The following is a 14,682-nucleotide window of genomic DNA, read 5'->3' on the forward strand; positions in this document are numbered from 1 at the left end:
TCACACTCCGCCCACGGGCAGGACCACGGTGAACGTGCTGCCCCGACCCCGTTCGCTGGTCAGCTCCAGCGTCCCGCCGAGCAGGGTGACCAGCCGACGCGCGTACGGCAGGCCGAGACCGGTGCCGCCGACCCGGGTGGTGCCGGGCACCTGGTAGAACTCCTCGAAGATCCGCTCGTGCAGCTCCGCCGGGATGCCGGCCCCGGTGTCGGTGACCGAGAGCGACCACATCTCGCCGCGGCGCTCGGCGCGCAACCGCACCTCGCCCCGCTCGGTGAACTTCAGCCCGTTGTGCAGCAGGTTGCGCAGCACCTGGGCGAGCAGCACCTCGTCCGAGCGCACCCTGGCCGGCGCGGGCGGCTCCTCGACCACCAGCTCCACCTCCGGGCGGGTGGCCAACGCCCGGAGCGTGCCGCGCAGTTGCCCGAACACCGCGCGCAGGTCGACCTCCGACCAGTCCGGCTCGATCCGCCCCGACTCGGCCTTAGCCAGGTCGAGCAGCTCGTTCACCAGCGCCAGCAGGTCACCGGCGGACGACCGGATGAGCCCCACCTGGCGGGCCTGCTCGCCGGTGAGCGGATCGGACGCGGAGTCGGCCAGCAGCCGCCCGAGCCCGATGATCGCGGTGACCGGGGCGCGCAGCTCGTGGCTGACGTTGGCCAGGAACCGGCTCTTCGACTCGCTGGCGGCCCGCAACTGGGCGGACTTCTCGTCCAGCTCGGCGTAGAGCGCCACCACGCCGCGGTTGGTCTCCTCCAGCTCCTCGGTGAGCTGGTTGTAGAGCGCCATCACGCCCCGGTTGGTCTCCGCCAGCTCGGAGTTGAGCACCGCAAGCTCGTCCCGCTGCGAACGCACCTCGTCGAGCGCGGAGATGAGCTGGGCGTTCTGCGTGGTCAACTCGTCCAGCGCGGAACCCGGAGCGCGCTCGGCAAGCTCGTCACGGAGCCGGGCGGCGCGTTCCGGTGTCAGCTCCTCGGCGTGCTCCGGTACTCGTCGGGACATCCTCACGACGGTATCGCCCTCGGCCATGATCACCTGCAACGAGTCCACCAGACGCGCCACCGCGCCGGACTGCGGCTCGTACCGGCCGTCGGGCAGCGGACGCACCGGCGACAGGTCGACCCGGAGCTGGGTGCGGCCGGCGGCGGCGTCCCGGTCGACGGCGAACGTGACGTCCGCGCCGTCGACGCCGCGCAGCAGTTCCCGCGCGACCTCGCTGAGCGCGGTGGCGATCCGGACCTGGTCCTGGTGTTCCAGCCCGACCGCGGCGGCGACCTCCCGGCCACGCTGGCGGACCAGGAAGATGTCCTGCTCGACCCGGAGCGCCAGGTGCAGCAGCGGCTCGGTGCGCTCACTCATGGGGACACCTGGGCGACCAGGACGCACGCGTCGTCACGGCGGACCCCGGCGTCGCGCAGCAGCGTCGCGGCGGTCAGCAGCGGGGGGCGACCGGCCAGCCCGGGATAGTCGTCCAGGTTCCAGCGGTCCACCACGCCGTCGCTGTGCATGACCAGCGTCGCGCCGGGCGGGAACGGGTAGTCGTACCCGCGGATGGCCGGGCGCTGGTGCCCGGCGATGCCGGGCAGCGAGACCAGGCCGCGGCGTCGCTCGCCGGTGGCCACGATCATGGCGGCGATGTTGCCCAGGCCGGCGAAGTGGAGCTGCCCGGCCGCGGAGTCCAGCTCGGCCACCGCGAGCGCCGCGCCCCGGGTGTGCGAGATGGCGGCGTGCAGGTGCCGCACCACCACGTCCGGCGGACCGGCCGGCGCCGAGCGGAACGCGGCGACCGCCGACCCGGTGGCGGCGGCGGCCAGCGGCCCGTGCCCCAGCCCGTCGCAGACCAGCACCTGCCGGCGCCCGTCGACGATCCGCACCGCGTAGCCGTCGCCGCTGTCCTGCTCACCGGTGATCGGTCGGGCCAGCCCGCCGGCCCAGTCCGGCGCGGGCGGCGGGCCGTCCCACACCTGCACGGTCAGGACCGTGCCCCGGCCGGGCACCGAGTAGCCGTCGAACCGGCTCGCCTGGCGGGTGATCGCGCCGAGGCCGATGCCGAGCGTGCCGGAGGTGGAGTGCCCGTCGGCCGAGGAGAGCGTGAGGTCCGCCATGCCGGGGCCGGAGTCGATGGCCACCAGCTCCACCCCGGCTCGCCCGTCGCGCCGGGCCGGCCGCAGCAGCAGGGCGCCCTCGCGGGCGTGCTTGACCAGGTTGCTGGTGATCTCGGCGGTGACGATGGCCAGGTCCGCGACGCGCGTCGGGCTCAGTTCGAGCTGCCGCCCGAGCCGCTCGGCCACCCGGCGAACGCCGCCCGCGGTCGCGCCGTTGTCCACGCGGAACCACATGCCGTGGTCGGGGACCACGTCGGCGATCATCGCGACCACTTGGTGATGGTGATCGTCGTGCCCTCGCCGACCGCGGTCTTGATGTCGAAGTCGTCGACGAGCCGGCGGGCGCCGCTGAGCCCGAGGCCCAGCCCGCCGCCGGTGGTGTAACCGTCGGTGAGCGCCAGGTCGAGGTCGGGGATGCCGGGCCCCTGGTCGGCGAAGACGATGCGGATGCCGCGGCGCCGGCCGTCGGAGACGGTGGCCACCTCGGCGCTGCCCCCGCCGCCGTAGATCAGCGTGTTGCGGGCCAGTTCGCTGGCGGCGGTGACCAGCTTGGTCTGGTCGACCAGGGAGAGCCGGGCCGCGACCGCGGTGGTACGCACCAACTGCCGGACCCGCACCACGTCCTCGTCGCTACGGATCGCCTGCGTCGCCGGCGTCCCCAGCTCGAGGCCGGTGGTCATGGCTTCGCCGTGACGTCGGCGTCCTCGTCGTCGCCGAGCGCCAGGTCCCCGTCGTCGGCGCGGGTCGCCGCGATCAGTTCCATGCCCCGCTCGACGTTCAGCGCGGTGCGGATGCCGTTGAGCGAGAGCCCCAGCTCGACCAGGGTGATGGCGACGGCGGGACGCATCCCGACGACCACCGTCTCGGCGTCCAGCACCTTCGAGATCGACGCGATGGTGGAGAGCATCCGGCCGACGAAGGAGTCGACGATGTCCAGCGCCGTGATGTCGATGATGACGCCGTGGCACCCGGTGGCGACGATCCGCTCGGCCAGATCCTCCTGGAGCTGGACCGCCGTCTGGTCGGACATGTCGACCTGGATGGAGACCAGCAGGATGTCGCCGATCTTGAGGATCGGCACCCGCTCCATCACGCCTCCCGGCGGGCGCGGCGGGAGGCGGTCTCGACGCCGGTCAGGCGCAGCACGTGACGCAGCGCGTCGGCCAGACTCGCCTTGGTCGCGATGTCACCGAACTCGATGCCGAGGGCGACGATCGTCTGGGCGATCTGCGGCCGGATGCCGGAGATGATGCAGTCGGCGCCCATCAGCCGGGCGGCCACCACGGTCTTGAGGATGTGCTGGGCGACCTGGGTGTCCACCGCCGGCACGCCGGTGATGTCGATGATCGCGTACGGCGAGCCGGTGTCGACGAGCGTCTGGAGCAGCCGCTCCATCACCACCTGGGCGCGGGCCGAGTCGAGCGTGCCGACCAGCGGGACGGCGACCACGCCCTCCCAGAGCTTGACCACCGGCGTGGACAGCTCCAGCAACTGCTCCGCCTGGTCGGCGATCAGGCTCTCCCGGGCCCGGACGAACGTCTCGAAGGTGAACAGCCCCATCTGGTCGACGAGCGCGGAGAAGGCGACGAAGTCCCGCAGGGTGCTCTCGCCCTGGTCCTCCTCCATCAGCTCCAGCACGGCGTCCTTGATCGCGAACACGCTGATCGCGGTCTCGGTGGCGCTGAACCCCTGGCGGGCGCGGGTGGTGGAGAGCTCCGCGAGCACCGCCCGCAGCTCACCGCCGTGCTCGTCGGCCAGGCCACCGAGGCCCTGCCGGCCGGCGTCGACCAGGGCGCGGTGCAGCTCCTGCACCTGGCGGGCCAGTTCGGCCCGGCTCAGCCGACCGCGCAACGATCCGGCGACGATCTCGATCCAGCGGTTGGTCAACCGGTCCGCGTGCCGACTCAGCAGTTCGGCGAGCCGCCCACCCTGTTCCGCGCTCAATGCCACGTTGACCTCCCAGATCTGGACGGGCGGACTCTATCACCGGGGTCCGTCGCACTACTTGCCGCGGGACAAAGAAATGATCGACAGCACCTGTGCCGGCTCCCGTTCTGCGCGGCGCGCCCATCGTGGGATACCGTTCCACCGAACACAGGAGGTCGACGAATGTCCCTGACGGTGCACACGGAACAGCGCGGCGACGTGGTCGTGGTGTCGGTCGCGGGTGAGCTGGACATGGCCACCGCACCGCAGCTCCAGGACCAGATCACGGACCTGCTGGACAAGGGGCGCAGCCGCCTCGTGTTCGACCTGGCCGAGGTGTCGTTCTGCGACTCGACCGGGCTGTCGGTGTTCGTCCGCGCCAAGAACAGCTGCGACGAGGCCGGCGGCGTGGTCCGGCTGGCCGCCCCGCAGCGCGGTGTGCTGCGCATCCTCGAGGTCAGTGGCCTGGTCGAGGTGCTGCACACCTACCCGACGGTGGACGAGGCCGTCGCGGGCGACCCCACCCCCGCCTCCTCCTGACGCTCCCCGCTCAGCGCTCGTCCTCGATGTAACGGGGACGAGCGATCGCCATGCCCGCGGTCGTCTGCACGGCGAGTGCCAGCAGCAGGAAGCCGATCGGGGCGGTCCAGCCGCCTGTCGCGCCGTAGAGGATGCCGACCAGCAGCGGGCCGAGTGCGGCGATGACGTACCCGGTGCTCTGCGCGAACGCGGACAACGCCACCGTGCCCTCGGCGGTACGGGCGCGCAGCCCGATCGTGGTCAGGATGAGCGGGAACGCGCCCTGGCCGAGCGCGAGCAACAGCACCCACAGCGGCGCCAGGCCGCGCGGCGCGAGCGCCAGACCGAGGTACGCGGCGGCGGAGAACGCGGTGAGCGACAGCACCAGCGGGCGCAGCGTGGCCAGCCGGCCGGCAAGCGTCGGCATCATCAGCGCCACCGGCACGCCCAGCGCGGTCACGCCGGCGAGCAGCAGGCCGGCGGCCTCGGGCCGGTAGCCGGCGTCCCGGAAGAGCTGGGCCAGCCAGCCCATGATCGCGTAACCGCTGAGCGACTGCGCCCCGAAGTAGACCGCCATGGCCCAGCCGAGACGGGTCCGGCCCGGCCGCACCCGCGCCGGGGCGGCCACCGCCGCCGCCCGGGTGGCGGCCCGGTCGGCGGCCCACCGGGCGGCGCGCGCCCGCAGCGCCAGCGGCACCCACGGGATCACCGCCAGCGCGGCCAGCCCGGCCCACACGCCGAGCCCGGCCCGCCAGGACCCGAAGGCGTGGGCCACCGGCACGGCGGACGCGGCGGCCACCGTCGTGCCCACCGTCAGGGCCATCGTGTACGCCCCGGTGACCAGCCCGGTGCGGTGCGGGAAGTGCTGCTTGACGAGCATCGGCAGCAGGATGTTCGCCACCGCGATGCCGGCCAGCGCGAGCGCGCTGGTGAGCACGAAGACGGCCGCCGAGGCGGTGACCGCGCGCAGCACCTGCCCGACGGTCAGCGCGATCATGGCCAGCACCAGCACCCGGGGCGCCGGCCAGCGGCGGACCAGCCACGGGGTGAGCGCGCCCAGTCCGGCGAACGCGACGGTGGGCAGCGTGGTGACCACGCCGGCCATGGCGCCGGAGAGGCCCAGCCCGACGCGGATCTCGTCGAGCAGCGCGCCCAGGCTGGTCACCGCGGCGCGCAGGTTCAGCGCGACAAGCAGCATCCCGACCAGCACCAGCAGGCCGCCCCGCACGGGGGTGAGCGCCGCCGGCCCGGCCGCCGGGGTGGGGCCGGCCGCGGGCGCGGGGCCGGGCGTGACGTCGGCGGTGGGCGCGGTCGCGGTGGGCGGGGGTGGCGGGGTCATGACCTCGAACCTACAATCATGGGATGAATTTCGGCAGCAGGTGTAACCGGTGACACCCGTGGTGGATTCCGTCGCCGTGCCGCCGCGCGGCCACCGGGTGCGCCAGACGATCGAGCAGCTCCGGGCCCGCATCCTGGGCGGCGAGTGGCCGCTCGGCGGACGCATCCCCACCGAGCCGCAACTGGTCGCCGCGCTCGGCGTGGGCCGCAACACGGTCCGGGAGGCGGTCCGCGCGCTGGTGCACGCCGGAGTGCTGGAGTGCCGGCAGGGCTCCGGCACCTACGTGGTGTCGACCGACGAGCTGGCGCCGGTGGTGGCCCGCCGGCTCACCGACGACCGGATGGCCGAGGTGATCGAAGTCCGGCGCGCGTTCGAGGTGGAGGCCGCCCGGCTGGCCGCGCTGCGGCGTACCCCCGACGACCTGGCGGCGCTCGACGGCGCGCTCGACGCCCGGGAGGCCGCCTGGCGATCCGGCCGGGTGGACGAGTTCGTGGAGGCGGACGCCGCGCTGCACACGGTGGTGATGGCCGCCGCGCACAACGCCATGCTCGCCGAGCTGTACGCCTCGGTCGGCGCGGCGCTGCGCAGCACCGTCGCCCAGGCCATGGGCCCGGCGCTCACCGACGAGCGCTACGTCGACCACTCTCGACTCGTGGCGGCGATCCGGGCGGGCGATCCGGAGCGGGCAGCGATCGAGGCCGGTGCTTTTCTCGAGGGGCCCTCCGGGGCATAGGGTCTGCCGGACCGAGAATCGGACGGCACGGGAGTGCGAATGCTCAAGGGCTTCAAAGACTTCATCATGCGCGGCAACGTCGTCGACCTGGCGGTCGGTGTCGTCATCGGCGCAGCGTTCACCGGCGTGGTCACGCAGTTGACCAAGTCGTTCCTGGAACCGCTGGTGCGGGTGGTCATCGTGTTGATCACCGGCAACAAGAACGGGCTCACCGGCTCGACGCCCAAGTTCCGGGGCATCCCGTTCGACTGGGTGGCGTTCGTCAACGCGGTGATCACGTTCGCGCTCACCGCCGCGGCGCTCTACTTCCTGGTCGTCTACCCCATGAACAAGCTCGCCGAGCGGCGCAAGCGCGGCGAGGAGCCGCCGCCGTCGGCGCCCAGCGAGGAGGTCAAGCTGCTCACCGAGATCCGGGACGCGCTGCTCGCCGGCGGGCAGGGCACGCCCGCCCAGCGCGGCGCGCTCGACGACGTGCTCGGCCGCCGGCAGGAGCCGCCGGCCCCGCGCTGACGCCATAGCTCATCGGCCCCCGCGGAGATTTCGCGGGGGCCGACGAGAATCGAACACATGTTCGATAGAGTCCGGCCATGGAGCAGCGTAGGCACTGGTGGAACGGGAAATGGGGGCGGCTCGCCCGGCGGGACGTCTTCCTCCGGGTGGACGGCGACCGCTGGCACGTGGAGCAGCGCGCCGGCGGCGCCGAGGGGGTCTCCCGTTTCTACGAGCACGCCAGCGTCGAGGAGGCCGAGGAGACGGTCCGGTCGCTGCTCGACGGGCCGGACACCTGGCGCGAGCTGTCACCCCGCCCGCCGGGCGGCTGGGCCCCCTCCGTTTAGCGCCCGCGCACCCTGGGAACCGCTCCGGTATGAGCCAGCAGCAGGACACCGTCTCCCGGGTCACCACAGGCATGCGGGTGGTCGACTCCACAGGCGTCGAGATCGGCACCGTCGATCTCGTCCAGCGCGGCGACCCGGCCGCGGTGACCGTGGAGGCCCCCGCCCCGGTGGACCCGGGCAGCAGCCTCGACGAGCTGATCGAGTCGGCCGCCGCCGAGGAGCCGGACGTGCCGGCCGACCTGGCCGCCCGGCTGCTGCGCGAGGGCTACCTCAAGGTCTGCACCGAGCTGGCCGACACCGGCGCGGTATACGTGCTGGCCGACCGGATCGCGACGGTAGCCGACGGCGCGGTCCGCCTCACCGTCCCCGTCGCGGAGCTGCCCGCCGAGGAGTGAGCACCACGACCTGCGCGTCGTCAACCACTCCGGGGCAGGCGACAACCTAGGCTCGCCAGGTGCTGCTGACCTATGTGGACGAGTCGTACACCGATCGCTGGTACTGGATCGGCGCACTTATGGTTCCGGACAGCGTGGCCATTCCGCTCAGCACCGCCCTGGACGAGGTGATGACGGACGCGGCAAAGGCCTACGGCACCGACAGGACCGTCGAACTTCATGGGTACGACCTGTTCCAGGGGCGCGCGGCGTGGAGCGGCGTGCCGCCCCGTGCCCGGATCGCCGTTTACAACGCCGCGCTCAAGGCAATCGGGACATACGACGTTACGATCATTCTACGCGGCGTCGACCGTCACGGTCTCGTGCAGCGCTACGGCCCGACTCGGCCAGCTCACGAGGTGGTGCTCTCACACCTCCTCGAACGGGTCGACGGGTATGCAGCGATGCGAGACGAACTCGCCCTGGTAATCGCCGACGAGGTCGACAATCCGGCTACCCACCGCTCCGACCTCACTCGCTACCGGGTCGACGGCACTGGCGGCTACCGTTCCCGGCGGCTCAACAGGATCGTCGACACGCTGCACTTCGCCCCGTCGTACGCCTCACGGCTGGTCCAAGCCGCAGACCTCGTCACCTTCCTCTTCCGGAGGATGGCGAGCGGTGCGGGGGTAGAACCTCGGGAGTTGACGACCAACCAACGGTTGTGGTCCTGGGTCGAGGCCCGCAGATACCACTCCTGGTGCTGGCACCCGACCGGTCGCCCGATGCACGAAGGGCCCGCTTGAAGGCGGGCCCTAAGGCGGCTGCGGGAACCCTCGCGGGCCTCCTGCGTCTCCCAGAGTAGCAGTTCACCGCACAGAACGGACGGGAAGCGAAGTCGCGGTGTCCTCCTCGCCTCGCTCTCGCGGCACTTCAGCCGGGGCGGCCCGCCGGCGGAAGAGCAGGAGCATCAGGCAGCCGGCCGCCAGGCCCCAGAACGCGCCACCGATCCCGAGCAGGCTGACCCCGGACGCGGTGACCACAAGCGTGACCACGGCGGCCTCCCGGGCGTACGGCTCGGCGACCGCCGCCGACACCGCGCCGGCCAGCGCGGCGAGCAGGGCCAGCCCGGCGACCGCCTCGACCAGCACCGGCGGGGAGAGCAGCACCAGCGCGGTTGCCACGCCGGCGCCGAGGCCGAGCAGGGCCAACCCGATCCCGGCGGTGACCGAGGCGATCCAGCGCCGGTCCGGGTCGGGGTGGGCGTCCGGGCCGGCGGCGAGCGCGGCGGTGATCGCGGCCAGGTTCACCGCGTGGCCGCCGGCCGGCGCGCCGAGCACGGTGGCCAGCCCGGTGACACGCAGCGCGGAGCCGAGCGGGGCGCGGTAGCCGAAGCCGGCGAGCACGGCGGTGCCGGGCACGTTCTGCGCGGCCATGGTGACCAGGAACAGCGGCAGCGCGAGCCCGACGATCGCGGGCAGCGTCCAGGTGGGCGCGGTCAGCGCGATCACCGGGGCAACGTCCAGCCGGGCCGGGCCGGTGGTGGTGAGCGCGATCGCCACCACGGCCACGGCGAGCGCGCCGGGCACCGCCCAGCGGCGGGCGAACCGGTGCAGCAGCAGCCAGACGAGCACCACCGGTCCGGCCAGTCGGGGCACCTCCACCAGGGCGCGTACCGGCGCGGTGCAGAGCGGCAGCAGCACCCCGGCGAGCATGGCGGCGGCGATCGGGGCGGGGATGGCGGCGACCGCGCGACCGAGCGCGGGGATCAGCCCGGCCGCGACGATCAGCAGGCCGGTGAGCAGGAAGGCGCCCACCGCGGCGGGCCAGCCGCCGGGGACCGGCCCGGTGGCGACGAGCAGCGCCGCGCCCGGCGTGGACCAGGCGATGGCGAGCGGCAGCCGGTGTCGCAGGCCGAGCCAGACCGCGCAGGCGCCGCTGGCCACGCAGAGCGCGAGCAGGCCGGAGGCCGCCTGGGCGTGGTCGGCGCCGACCGCGCGCAGCCCGGCCAAGACGACGGTGAACGAGCTGGCGAAGCCGACCAGGGCGGTCACCACGCCGGCCAGTACGGGTTGGAGTCGACCGGCCACGCTTCCCCCTCGGATGTTCCGTTTACGGAACGACATGATGTAGCACGATAGCCCCATGGACGTCGGCCCACGCATCCGCGCCCTCCGGACCGCACGGGGGATCTCCCTCTCCGAGCTGGCCCGACTGGCCGGCGTCGGCAAGGCCACGCTCTCCGGCCTGGAGAACGGCGTCCGCAACCCCACCCTGGAGACGCTGTACGCGATCACCGCGCAGCTCGGCGTGCCGCTGACCGCCGTGCTGTCCGCCCCCGAGGAGACGCCGACCGTACGCGGGGTCGCGGTGGGCGCCACGCTGCTGGAGGTGTTCCACGACCGCGACGCGACCTACGAGCTGTACCGGATGCGGGTCAGCCCGGGGCCGGCCCAGCTCTCCCCGGCCCACCAGGCCGGCGTGACCGAACACGTGACGGTCTTCTCCGGCGTGCTGCGCGCCGGGCCGGTGGACACCCCGCGCACCGCCGGTCCGGGCGAGTACCTGCGCTGGACCTCCGACGTGCCGCACAGCTACGCCGCGGTGGGCGACGAGCAGGTCCGGGCCAGCCTGCTGCTGCGCTATCCGCGACCGTCCGATGAGGACAATTGACACATACCCAGGATGCAAGCGGATGACATTTCTTTCCGCCGACCCGGCAACGCGTAGAGACGCGGGGGCACTGTTCTTGGCAAGCTTGACCCCATGACGCTCATCCTCCGCTCGGCGATCCTCAACGACGTCGGCCTCGTCCGGACCAACAACGAGGACTCCGCCCTCGCGGGTGACCGCCTGGTGGCGGTGGCCGACGGCATGGGCGGCCTGCCGGCCGGCGAGGTGGCCAGCGAGATCGTCATCCGGATCCTGGACGAGCTGACCCCGCCCACCGGCGCCGACGAGGCGGCCGACGCGCTGCGCGCCGTGGTCAGCACCGCGAACCAGCGCATCCGCGCGGCCATCACCGTCGACCCGGCCCGCGACGGCATGGGCACGACGCTGACCGCCGCCCTGCTGGCCGGCGACCGGCTCGTCCTCGCCCAGGTCGGCGACTCCCGGTGCTACCTGCTGCGCGACCACGAGCTGACCCAGCTCACCCGCGACGACACGTTCGTGCAGGCGCTCGTCGACCAGGGCGCGCTCTCCCGCGACCAGGCGCGCCACCACCCGCAGCGCTCGCTCGTCACCCGCGCGGTGCAGGGCTCGGACGCGCCCCCGGCGGTCGGCGCGCTCACCGTCTTCCCCGGTGACCGGCTGCTGCTGTGCAGCGACGGCCTCTCCGACTACGTGGAGGACGCGGCGATCGCCGCCGCGCTGGCCACCTACGGCGACCGTCAGCAGTGCGGAGAGCAGCTCGTGAAGCTGGCCCACCAGGCCGGCGCGCCGGACAACGTCACGGTCGTCATCTCCGACGTCGCCGAGGCCTGATCCGGCCCCATTCGGGTTGCGACCCCCGCCCGGGCACGCTGGGATGAACGGATGCACATTCGCCGGCTGACCGCCGAGGACCGCCTGACCACGAGCTTTCCCCTCCAGGCGTACGCGTTCGAGGCGTCGCCGATGACGGCGGCCCGGACCGACGAGTTCCGGACCTACCTGCCGTACAACGCCGGGAACACGACGCTCGTGGTCGAGGAGGACGGCGTCACCGCCGCGGCGGCGTCGGCGATCCCGATGCGGCAGAACCTGCGCGGCGCGGTGCTGCCGATGGCCGGTGTCGCCGGAGTGGCCACCCACCCGCTGGCCCGCCGGCGCGGGCACGTGCGGACGCTGATGCACCGGCTCCTCGACGGGATGCGGGACGAGGGCCACCAGCTCAGCGCGCTGCACCCGTTCCGCGCCTCGTTCTACGAGCGCTTCGGCTACGTCGGGCTGCCCCGGCGGCGTACCGCGGTCTTCGCCCCGGCGGACCTGGCGTCGCTGCTGCGGGCCGAGCTGCCCGACGAGCTGGTGTGGGAGCGGATCGGCGCGGGCTACCCGCGCTGGCGCGCCTACACCGACAGGTGCCTGCGCGAGCGGCACGGCTTCGCGGCCTTCCCCGACTTCCGGGCCGTGGGCCTGCGCGAGCGGGACGACCGCTGGTTGGTCAGCGTGGTGCGCGGCGGCGAGACGGTCGGCGCGGTCACCTACCGGATCGACGACCACGCCGGCACGCTGCTCGCCGACGACCTGCTCTTCGACGACGCGTACGCGCGGGCGTCGCTGCTGCAGTTCTTCGCCCGGCACGTCGACCAGGTGGCCCGGGTCAGCGTCGAGTTGCCGCCCGAGGAGCTGCCCGAGCTGTGGCTCACCGACCTGGACGTGCGGGTGGAGGCGCGGGTGGCCCGACCCGACCCGACCGCGCCGATGGCCCGGCTGCTCAGCCTGGAGGCGCTCGCCGACCAGCCGGTCGGCGTCGGACGGGTGGTCGTCGAGCTGGTCGGTGACCGCTGGCTCGCCGGCCGGCACCTGCTCGACGGCACCACCGGCAAGCTGGCCGTGCTGCCGGCCGACGGCGCCACCGAAGGCCGCCTGCCGTGCGCGCGGCTCACCGCCGCCGGGCTCTCCGCCCTGGCCTACGGGGTGCTCGACCCGGCCGAGGTGGCCGTGCGCGGGCTGGGCGAGGTGCCGGCGGAGGCGGCCACCGAGCTGCGTCGACTCTTCCCCCGGGAACTGCCCTACCTGTTCGCCGACTTCTGACCGGTTGACGGCGGCGTGCCGGGGGTAGGGTCCTGCGCGTGCCGGGATGGTTGGAAGCGGGATTCTGGGGCCTGCTCGCCGGGTCCGCCCTGTTGATCGGGGCGGCCGTCGGGTTCTTCGCGCGGGTGCCGCGCCGGGCCACCGCGTCGGTGATGGCGTTCGGGGCCGGCGTGCTGCTCTCCGCCGTCTCGTTCGAGCTGATCGACGAGGCGCACGAGCAGGGTGGCCTGCTGCCGGTGGCGATCGGCGCGGCGGCCGGCGCGCTCGCGTACACCGGGGCGAACGTGCTGCTGGCCCGGCACGGGGCGCGGCATCGCAAGCGCTCCGGCGACGAGCAGCCCTCCGAGCAGGAGCAGCCCGGTTCGGGCAACGCGATAGCGGTCGGCGCGCTGCTCGACGGCGTACCGGAATCGGTGGTGATCGGCACGAGCCTGCTGGCCGGCGGCCCGGTCAGCTTCGTCACGGTGATCGCGGTCTTCCTCAGCAACGTGCCGGAGGGGCTGTCCAGCGCGGCCGGCATGCGGCAGGCCGGGCGGACCCGGCGCTACGTCTTCGGCCTCTGGATCGCCATCGCGTTGATCTCCGGCGCCGCGTCGCTGGCCGGGTACACGCTGCTCGGCGGCGCCCCGCCGGAGGTGCTGGCCACCATCACCGCGCTCGCCGGCGGCGCGATCCTGGCGATGATCACCGACACCATGGTCCCGGAGGCGTTCGAGGACGCGCACCTGCTGGTCGGCCTGATCACCGTGCTCGGTTTCCTGGTCGCGTTCGCCCTCTCGCACATGTGACCGTCCGGGCGGGTGGCTTAGCGGCGGGTTAAGGATCGCCGGCCGAGTCGTGCCCGGAGGGCAAGTCCTCCTAGCATCGGCGGGTGCGCGTGAAGTCCGCTGTCTGCCTGCTCGCCCTCGCCCTGGCCACCGCCACGCTGCCCGGCTGCGGCGGCGACGTGTCCGACCGGCCCGCCCCGGCCGCCGCCACCGGCGCCCCGACCGGCACACCCGCCGGCCCGGCGGCCGACGCCCCGGCGGCCTCGCCGAGCGCCCGCGCCGGCTTCGGCAGCGCCAAGCCCGGCCCCACCCCGACCACCGCCCCGTCGCGCGCCGGCAACCCCGCCGGGCGGGCCGCCGTACCGGCCGAGGCACGCGCGGTGGACACCTCCCGCCCGACCCGTACGGTCGGCACCGGCACGCCGTCGAGCTGCACCTCGGCGGCGGTGGTGAAGGCGGTCGCGGCCGGCGGGATCATCACGTTCGACTGCGGCCCGGCGCCGGTGACCATCACCATGAAGGCCACCGCCAAGGTGGTGAACTCGCACGGCCCGCGCATCGTGCTGGACGGCGGCGGCAGGGTGACGCTGAGCGGCGGCGGCGCCCGCCGGATCCTCTACATGAACACCTGCGACCAGGCCCAGGGCTTCACCACCTCGCACTGCCAGAACCAGGACCACCCGCAGCTCACCGTGCAGAACCTGACGTTCGCCGACGGCAACTCGACGGGCGAGCGGACCGAGGGCGGCGGGGGCGGTGCGATCTTCGTGCGCGGCGGGCGGGTCAAGGTGGTCAACTCGCGGTTCGTCGACAACCGCTGCGACCGCACCGGCCCGGACCTGGGCGGCGCGGCGCTGCGGGTGCTCAGCCAGTTCGACAACAAGCCGGTGTACGTGGTGAGCAGCACGTTCACCGGCGGCGTGTGCGCCAACGGCGCGGCGCTGAGCAGCATCGGCGTCTCGTGGACGGTGCTGAACAGCGTCTTCCGCGACAACCAGGCGGTCGGCTCCGGCGCGAACCCGGCCCGGGGCGGCACACCCGGCGGCGGCAGCGGCGGCGCGATCTACTGCGACGGCAACGAGTTCACGGTGAAGATCGCCGGCACGATCATCGAGGACAACCGCGCCAACGAGGGCGGCGGCGCGATCTTCTTCGTCAGCAACAACCGCACCGGCACCATGACGATCTCCGGCTCGACCCTGCGGCGGAACCCGAGCAAGGGATTCGAGACGAAGGGCTTCCCGGGCATCTTCTTCCTCGGTGCCCGCCCCCCGTCGGTGGGGTAAGGAGGGGCCCCTTCTTAACGCCTCCGGTAGAGAAGGGTCCCCTTCTCACGCCCCGCCGAA

General features: G+C 73.5%; 18 protein-coding genes. 11 read left to right on the forward strand and 7 right to left on the reverse strand.

The features are described from left to right. Genes ACIA5A_RS16185 through ACIA5A_RS16205 form a run of 5 tightly spaced genes read right to left on the reverse strand, consistent with a single transcriptional unit; the run spans nucleotide 1 to nucleotide 4,055 of the window. Entirely contained in the window at nucleotides 1–1,359 is a 1,359-nt protein-coding gene (locus ACIA5A_RS16185) for a sensor histidine kinase (RefSeq protein ID WP_396762147.1), read from the reverse strand. Beyond that, complete coding sequence (locus ACIA5A_RS16190; protein ID WP_396762247.1) at nucleotides 1,356–2,369, reverse strand: SpoIIE family protein phosphatase; 1,014 nt, start codon at nucleotides 2,367–2,369, stop codon at nucleotides 1,356–1,358. Before ACIA5A_RS16190 ends, ACIA5A_RS16185 begins: the two co-directional genes overlap by 4 nt. Next, on the reverse strand, nucleotides 2,366–2,785 hold the full coding sequence (locus ACIA5A_RS16195; protein WP_396762150.1) for an ATP-binding protein: 420 nt from the start codon (nucleotides 2,783–2,785) through the stop codon (nucleotides 2,366–2,368). Before ACIA5A_RS16195 ends, ACIA5A_RS16190 begins: the two co-directional genes overlap by 4 nt. Beyond that, a complete protein-coding gene (locus ACIA5A_RS16200; protein WP_396762153.1) occupies nucleotides 2,782–3,195 on the reverse strand; it encodes an STAS domain-containing protein in 414 nt (137 codons plus the stop codon). The genes ACIA5A_RS16195 and ACIA5A_RS16200 overlap by 4 nt, the downstream gene beginning before the upstream one ends. Then, nucleotides 3,195–4,055: an STAS domain-containing protein gene (locus ACIA5A_RS16205; protein ID WP_396762156.1), complete on the reverse strand. Its 861-nt coding sequence runs from the start codon at nucleotides 4,053–4,055 to the stop codon at nucleotides 3,195–3,197. The genes ACIA5A_RS16200 and ACIA5A_RS16205 overlap by 1 nt, the downstream gene beginning before the upstream one ends. Nucleotides 4,056–4,214: 159 nt before the next feature. Here ACIA5A_RS16205 and ACIA5A_RS16210 point away from each other — a divergent pair, with 159 nt between their 5' ends. Then, nucleotides 4,215–4,571 (forward strand): STAS domain-containing protein, encoded by a 357-nt coding sequence (locus ACIA5A_RS16210; protein ID WP_067310147.1) that lies wholly within the window; start codon nucleotides 4,215–4,217, stop codon nucleotides 4,569–4,571. Between the two features lie 10 nt (nucleotides 4,572–4,581). On the opposite strand, the gene ACIA5A_RS16215 is transcribed toward ACIA5A_RS16210, so the two are convergent. Then, on the reverse strand, nucleotides 4,582–5,889 hold the full coding sequence (locus ACIA5A_RS16215) for an MFS transporter (protein WP_396762159.1): 1,308 nt from the start codon (nucleotides 5,887–5,889) through the stop codon (nucleotides 4,582–4,584). 58 nt (nucleotides 5,890–5,947) lie between these two features. On the opposite strand from ACIA5A_RS16215, the gene ACIA5A_RS16220 reads away from it, so the two are divergent. The 5 genes from ACIA5A_RS16220 to ACIA5A_RS16240 all read left to right on the forward strand — a co-directional run bounded on the left by ACIA5A_RS16220 (nucleotide 5,948) and on the right by ACIA5A_RS16240 (nucleotide 8,638). Further along, nucleotides 5,948–6,622: a FadR/GntR family transcriptional regulator gene (locus ACIA5A_RS16220; RefSeq protein ID WP_396762250.1), complete on the forward strand. Its 675-nt coding sequence runs from the start codon at nucleotides 5,948–5,950 to the stop codon at nucleotides 6,620–6,622. 39 nt (nucleotides 6,623–6,661) lie between these two features. Next, complete coding sequence (mscL, locus tag ACIA5A_RS16225; RefSeq protein WP_396762161.1) at nucleotides 6,662–7,132, forward strand: large conductance mechanosensitive channel protein MscL; 471 nt, start codon at nucleotides 6,662–6,664, stop codon at nucleotides 7,130–7,132. Between the two features lie 77 nt (nucleotides 7,133–7,209). Next, nucleotides 7,210–7,458 carry a hypothetical protein gene (locus tag ACIA5A_RS16230; RefSeq protein ID WP_396762164.1) on the forward strand — a complete coding sequence of 83 codons (249 nt, stop codon included), beginning with the start codon at nucleotides 7,210–7,212 and terminating at the stop codon, nucleotides 7,456–7,458. 29 nt (nucleotides 7,459–7,487) lie between these two features. Continuing rightward, on the forward strand, nucleotides 7,488–7,853 hold the full coding sequence (locus ACIA5A_RS16235) for a hypothetical protein (RefSeq protein ID WP_396762167.1): 366 nt from the start codon (nucleotides 7,488–7,490) through the stop codon (nucleotides 7,851–7,853). Nucleotides 7,854–7,912: 59 nt separating this feature from the next. After that, complete coding sequence (locus tag ACIA5A_RS16240; protein ID WP_396762170.1) at nucleotides 7,913–8,638, forward strand: DUF3800 domain-containing protein; 726 nt, start codon at nucleotides 7,913–7,915, stop codon at nucleotides 8,636–8,638. A gap of 63 nt (nucleotides 8,639–8,701) precedes the next feature. Here the strand turns inward: ACIA5A_RS16240 and ACIA5A_RS16245 are convergent, their stop codons facing one another. Continuing rightward, nucleotides 8,702–9,922 (reverse strand): benzoate/H(+) symporter BenE family transporter, encoded by a 1,221-nt coding sequence (locus ACIA5A_RS16245; protein WP_396762173.1) that lies wholly within the window; start codon nucleotides 9,920–9,922, stop codon nucleotides 8,702–8,704. A 55-nt stretch (nucleotides 9,923–9,977) separates the two neighbouring features. Here ACIA5A_RS16245 and ACIA5A_RS16250 point away from each other — a divergent pair, with 55 nt between their 5' ends. The 5 genes from ACIA5A_RS16250 to ACIA5A_RS16270 all read left to right on the forward strand — a co-directional run bounded on the left by ACIA5A_RS16250 (nucleotide 9,978) and on the right by ACIA5A_RS16270 (nucleotide 14,622). Further along, complete coding sequence (locus ACIA5A_RS16250) at nucleotides 9,978–10,505, forward strand: helix-turn-helix domain-containing protein (protein ID WP_396762176.1); 528 nt, start codon at nucleotides 9,978–9,980, stop codon at nucleotides 10,503–10,505. 93 nt (nucleotides 10,506–10,598) lie between these two features. Further along, nucleotides 10,599–11,318, forward strand: a complete 720-nt coding sequence (locus tag ACIA5A_RS16255; protein WP_181571233.1) for a PP2C family serine/threonine-protein phosphatase — start codon at nucleotides 10,599–10,601, stop codon at nucleotides 11,316–11,318. A gap of 51 nt (nucleotides 11,319–11,369) precedes the next feature. Beyond that, the gene (gene eis / locus ACIA5A_RS16260; protein WP_396762179.1) at nucleotides 11,370–12,569 is read left to right on the forward strand and encodes an enhanced intracellular survival protein Eis; all 1,200 of its coding nucleotides are present in this window, start codon (nucleotides 11,370–11,372) and stop codon (nucleotides 12,567–12,569) included. Nucleotides 12,570–12,607: 38 nt separating this feature from the next. Next, the gene (locus ACIA5A_RS16265; protein ID WP_396762182.1) at nucleotides 12,608–13,357 is read left to right on the forward strand and encodes a ZIP family metal transporter; all 750 of its coding nucleotides are present in this window, start codon (nucleotides 12,608–12,610) and stop codon (nucleotides 13,355–13,357) included. Nucleotides 13,358–13,446: 89 nt separating this feature from the next. Then, complete coding sequence (locus ACIA5A_RS16270) at nucleotides 13,447–14,622, forward strand: hypothetical protein (RefSeq protein ID WP_396762253.1); 1,176 nt, start codon at nucleotides 13,447–13,449, stop codon at nucleotides 14,620–14,622. Nucleotides 14,623–14,682: the final 60 nt, after the last annotated feature.

This window comes from Micromonospora sp. NPDC051300, assembly GCF_044455315.1.
GTDB classification, from domain to species: Bacteria; Actinomycetota; Actinomycetes; order Mycobacteriales; family Micromonosporaceae; genus Micromonospora; species Micromonospora robiginosa.

Coding starts and splice junctions, on each gene's coding strand:
- ACIA5A_RS16185 (WP_396762147.1), bottom strand. CDS start 1,359: ATGAGTGAGCGCACCGAGCCGCTGCTGCACCTGGCGCTCCGGGTCGAG.
- ACIA5A_RS16190 (WP_396762247.1), bottom strand. CDS start 2,369: ATGATCGCCGACGTGGTCCCCGACCACGGCATGTGGTTCCGCGTGGAC.
- ACIA5A_RS16195 (WP_396762150.1), bottom strand. CDS start 2,785: ATGACCACCGGCCTCGAGCTGGGGACGCCGGCGACGCAGGCGATCCGT.
- ACIA5A_RS16200 (WP_396762153.1), bottom strand. CDS start 3,195: ATGGAGCGGGTGCCGATCCTCAAGATCGGCGACATCCTGCTGGTCTCC.
- ACIA5A_RS16210 (WP_067310147.1), top strand. CDS start 4,215: ATGTCCCTGACGGTGCACACGGAACAGCGCGGCGACGTGGTCGTGGTG.
- ACIA5A_RS16215 (WP_396762159.1), bottom strand. CDS start 5,889: ATGACCCCGCCACCCCCGCCCACCGCGACCGCGCCCACCGCCGACGTC.
- mscL (WP_396762161.1), top strand. CDS start 6,662: ATGCTCAAGGGCTTCAAAGACTTCATCATGCGCGGCAACGTCGTCGAC.
- ACIA5A_RS16230 (WP_396762164.1), top strand. CDS start 7,210: ATGGAGCAGCGTAGGCACTGGTGGAACGGGAAATGGGGGCGGCTCGCC.
- ACIA5A_RS16235 (WP_396762167.1), top strand. CDS start 7,488: ATGAGCCAGCAGCAGGACACCGTCTCCCGGGTCACCACAGGCATGCGG.
- ACIA5A_RS16250 (WP_396762176.1), top strand. CDS start 9,978: ATGGACGTCGGCCCACGCATCCGCGCCCTCCGGACCGCACGGGGGATC.
- ACIA5A_RS16255 (WP_181571233.1), top strand. CDS start 10,599: ATGACGCTCATCCTCCGCTCGGCGATCCTCAACGACGTCGGCCTCGTC.
- eis (WP_396762179.1), top strand. CDS start 11,370: ATGCACATTCGCCGGCTGACCGCCGAGGACCGCCTGACCACGAGCTTT.